The 3,941-nt window shown below is 68.0% G+C and carries 2 protein-coding genes and 1 pseudogene; all 3 read right to left on the minus strand.

Annotated features, from left to right (window positions below):
• The coding region (gene secA, locus AC1DY2_RS16710) for a preprotein translocase subunit SecA (protein ID WP_476763435.1) at positions 1-2,745 on the minus strand (2,745 nt) is incomplete at its 3' end.
• A gap of 200 nt (positions 2,746-2,945) precedes the next feature.
• A complete protein-coding gene (gene hpf, locus AC1DY2_RS16715) occupies positions 2,946-3,650 on the minus strand; it encodes a ribosome hibernation-promoting factor, HPF/YfiA family (protein ID WP_309973143.1) in 705 nt (234 codons plus the stop codon).
• A 23-nt stretch (positions 3,651-3,673) separates the two neighbouring features.
• Positions 3,674-3,941, minus strand: a pseudogene (locus AC1DY2_RS16720) (hypothetical protein); the annotation flags it as partial.

Here is a 3,941-nt window from a genome sequence, read left to right on the forward strand (position 1 = left end):
GGCGTCTGCGACGCCGGTGCGCTGGCCGAACGCGCCTCGCGACGCTTCCACCTCCGCGGCGGGCGCCTGTGCCTGCGCCACGGCACGGCGCGCGCGCTGGGTCGCCGCCTGCTGCACCTGACCGCGCTGGTTGCGTACCTCGACGCCGCCCGAGTCGCTCGGCGCGGAGTAGCTCAGCTTGTCGTCGGACGCGCCCTGGCGCCCGAGGCCCTTGGCCTCGATCGTCGCCCCGCCGACGCCGGGCTGGGGTGCCACCTCGACCTCGAGGTTGAAGAGGAAGCCGACGGTCTCCTCGCGGATGGATCCCATCATCTGCTGGAACATCGCGTAGCCCTCGCGCTGGTACTCGACGAGCGGGTCGCGCTGGGCCATCGCGCGCAGGCCGATGCCGTCCTTGAGGTAATCCATCTCGTAGAGGTGGTCGCGCCAGCGACGGTCGATCACGGAGAGCACCACGCGACGCTCGAGCTCCCGCATCGCCGGGCTGCCCAGCTGCTCTTCACGGCGCTGGTAGGCGAGCTTCGCGTCGGAGAGGATCTCGCGTCGGATGAAGTCCCGGTTGACGCGGCCCTTCTCGCCCGCCTCGGCCACGACCTCGTCGATCGTGATGCCGATCGGGTAGAGGGTCTTCAGCTCGGTCCACAGCGCGTCGAAATCCCATTCGTCGGGGTTGCCCTCTGCGGTGTGGGCGTCGAGCACCTCGTCGATCACGTTCTCGAGGAACGTCTGGGTGCGCTCGTGCAGGTCGTCGCCCTCGAGGATGTGGCGGCGGTCGCTGTAGATCGCCTCACGCTGGCGATTCAGCACGTCGTCGTACTTGAGCACGTTCTTGCGGATCTCGGCGTTGCGCGCCTCGACCTGCGACTGCGCCGAGCGGATGGCGCGGCTGACGACCTTCGACTCGATGGCGACGTCGTCGGGGACGCCGCGCGACATGAGGCTCTCGGCGGCACCCGCGTTGAAGAGCCGCATCAGGTCGTCGGTCAGCGACAGGTAGAAGCGGCTCTCGCCGGGGTCGCCCTGACGGCCGGAGCGACCGCGGAGCTGGTTGTCGATGCGCCGTGACTCGTGGCGCTCGGTACCGAGGACGTAGAGCCCGCCCGCGGCGAGCACCTTCTCGGCCTCGATCGCGACCTCGGCCTTGACCTTCTGGAACACCTCGTCCCATGCGGCCTCGTACTCCTCGGGCGTCTCGACGGGGCTGAGCCCGCGCTCGTGCATCTGCTGCACGGCGAGGAACTCGGCGTTGCCGCCGAGCATGACGTCGGTGCCTCGACCGGCCATGTTCGTCGCGACCGTGACCGCGCCGTGCCGGCCCGCCTGGGCGACGATCGCCGCCTCGCGGGCGTGGTTCTTGGCGTTCAGCACCTCGTGGCGAACGCCCTTCTTGGCCAGCAGCCTCGAGAGGTACTCGCTCTTCTCGACGCTCGTGGTGCCGACCAGCACGGGCTGGCCCTTGCCGTGGCGCTCGACGATGTCCTCGACGACCTGCGCGAATTTCGCCTCCTCGTTCTTGTAGACGAGGTCGGGCTGGTCGATGCGAACCATCGGCTTGTTCGTGGGGATGGGGACGACGCCGAGCTTGTAGGTCGACATGAACTCGGCGGCCTCGGTCTCGGCGGTGCCGGTCATGCCCGAGAGCTTCGTGTAGAGGCGGAAGTAGTTCTGCAGCGTGACGGTCGCGAGGGTCTGGTTCTCGGCCTTGACCTGCACGCCCTCCTTGGCCTCGATCGCCTGGTGGATGCCCTCGTTGTAGCGACGGCCCACGAGGATGCGGCCGGTGTGCTCATCGACGATGAGCACCTCACCGTTCATGACGACGTAGTCCTTGTCGCGCTTGAAGAGCGCCTTCGCCTTGATCGAGTTGTTCAGGAACGAGATGAGCGGGGTGTTCGCGGACTCGTAGAGGTTGTCGATTCCGAGGTAGTCCTCGACCTTCTCGATGCCGGGCTCGAGCACGCCGACGGTGCGCTTCTTCTCGTCGACCTCGTAGTCCTCGTCGGGCACGAGCCGCTTGGCGAGGTTCGCGAACTCGTTGAACCAGCGGTTCGCCTCGCCGGATGCCGGGCCGGAGATGATGAGCGGCGTGCGCGCCTCGTCGATGAGGATCGAGTCCACCTCGTCGACGATGGCGAAGTAGTGGCCGCGCTGCACCATGTCGCTCGACTGCCACGCCATGTTGTCGCGCAGGTAGTCGAACCCGAACTCGTTGTTCGTGCCGTACGTGATGTCGGCGGCGTACTGCTCACGGCGCACCGCGGGGGTCTGGCCGGCCACGATGCATCCGGTCGTCATGCCGAGGGCGCGGAAGACGCGCCCCATCAGCTCGGACTGGTAGCTCGCGAGGAAGTCGTTCACGGTGATGACGTGCACGCCCCGGCTCGTGAGCGCGTTGAGGTAGGCGGCCGTGGTGGCGACGAGGGTCTTGCCCTCACCGGTCTTCATCTCGGCGATGTTGCCGAGGTGGAGGGCGGCGCCTCCCATGAGCTGCACGTCGAAGTGCCGGAGGCCGAGCGTGCGACGGCTCGCCTCGCGGACGGCGGCGAAGGCCTCGGGCAGCAGGTCGTCGAGCGACTCGCCGTTCGCATAGCGCTCGCGCAGCTCCACCGTCTCGTGCTTCAGTTCCTCGTCGCTGAGGGCCTGGAAGTCGTCTTCGAGGGAGTTGATCGCCGCAGCGTAGTTCTCCAGCCGCCTGAGGGTTCGGCCCTCGCCGACGCGGAGGACCTTTTCCAGAATCGAAGCCACGAATGTTCTCCTGTAGTCGTCGGGCGCCACGTCCCTTGGATGGCATGTTCTCGAGTGGAACGCCCGGGCACGCCCGATGCCGCCGTGCAGACGGCCATCATAGCCATGCTAGCGGCCAGCAGGCTGGGCGACGGCGGCAAGCGGGCCGGGTGCGGGCTGGTGGGCCCGCACCCGGCCCGGGTGCGTGGATCGTCGTGGCGTCAGACCGTCACGCGCTGCAGCTCCGGCGCGGATTCGTCGACCGGTGCATCCGCTCCGTCGAGGCCGATGAGACCGTAGTCCCAGCCCTTGCGACGGTAGACCACGCTGGGCCGTCCCGACTCGGCGTCGACGAAGAGGTAGAAGTCATGTCCGACGAGCTCCATGAAGTAGAGCGCGTCGTCGACGGTCATCGGCGTGGAGGCGAAGACCTTGCGGCGGATGACCACCGGGCAGTAGACCTCGTCCTCCTCCATCGACGATGCCGCCTGGCCGTCGTCGATGACCGGGATGCTGCCCGTGCGCACCTGTTCGAGCACCTCGGGCGCGGCGGCCTGCACGCCGACCTCGGCGAACCCGACGTCGGTCGCCTCGCGGAGCGAGGTCGGCCTGCGCTGGCCGCGATGGACCTTGCGGCGGTCCTTGGCGCGGCGGATGCGCTCGAGCAATCGCCCGAGGGCGACGTCGAACGCGGCGTACTTGTCCGAACCGTCTGCTTCGGCCCGCACCACAGGTCCCTTGCCGACCAGGGTGAGCTCGACGCGATCCGGTCCGGTGTTGCCGTTCTTCTCATTGTGACGGCTCAGCTTCACGTCGAGGGAGATGGCTCGTTCGGCGAGATGGGTGACCTTCTCCGATTTCTCGGCCGCGTAGGCGCGGAACCGATCGGTGACCCCCAGGTTTCGTCCAACGATGTTCAGTTCCATGACGACCTCCATTCACCGGCGTGTCACCCGGATCTGAAGGGTGGATCGACCACGCCTGTCCTGCCACCGTAGTCGTCCGGGCTCCCGATGTCACGGAGAGCTTGCCGAGATTCGGAACCAAGCCCGGATCTGCGCAGCGGGGTCTGCGCGAGCACGACCACGGCGTCGATCGCGCCGCCTGCGACGGTCACGGCACGGGCGGCTTCGGCGATCGTCGCGCCCGTGGTGAGCACATCGTCGACCAGTACGAACCGGCGTTCATCGAGGCGACGCCGGGCCTCGAGGGCCCCG

The sequence above is a fragment of the Agromyces sp. P1_H4 genome (assembly GCF_056405255.1).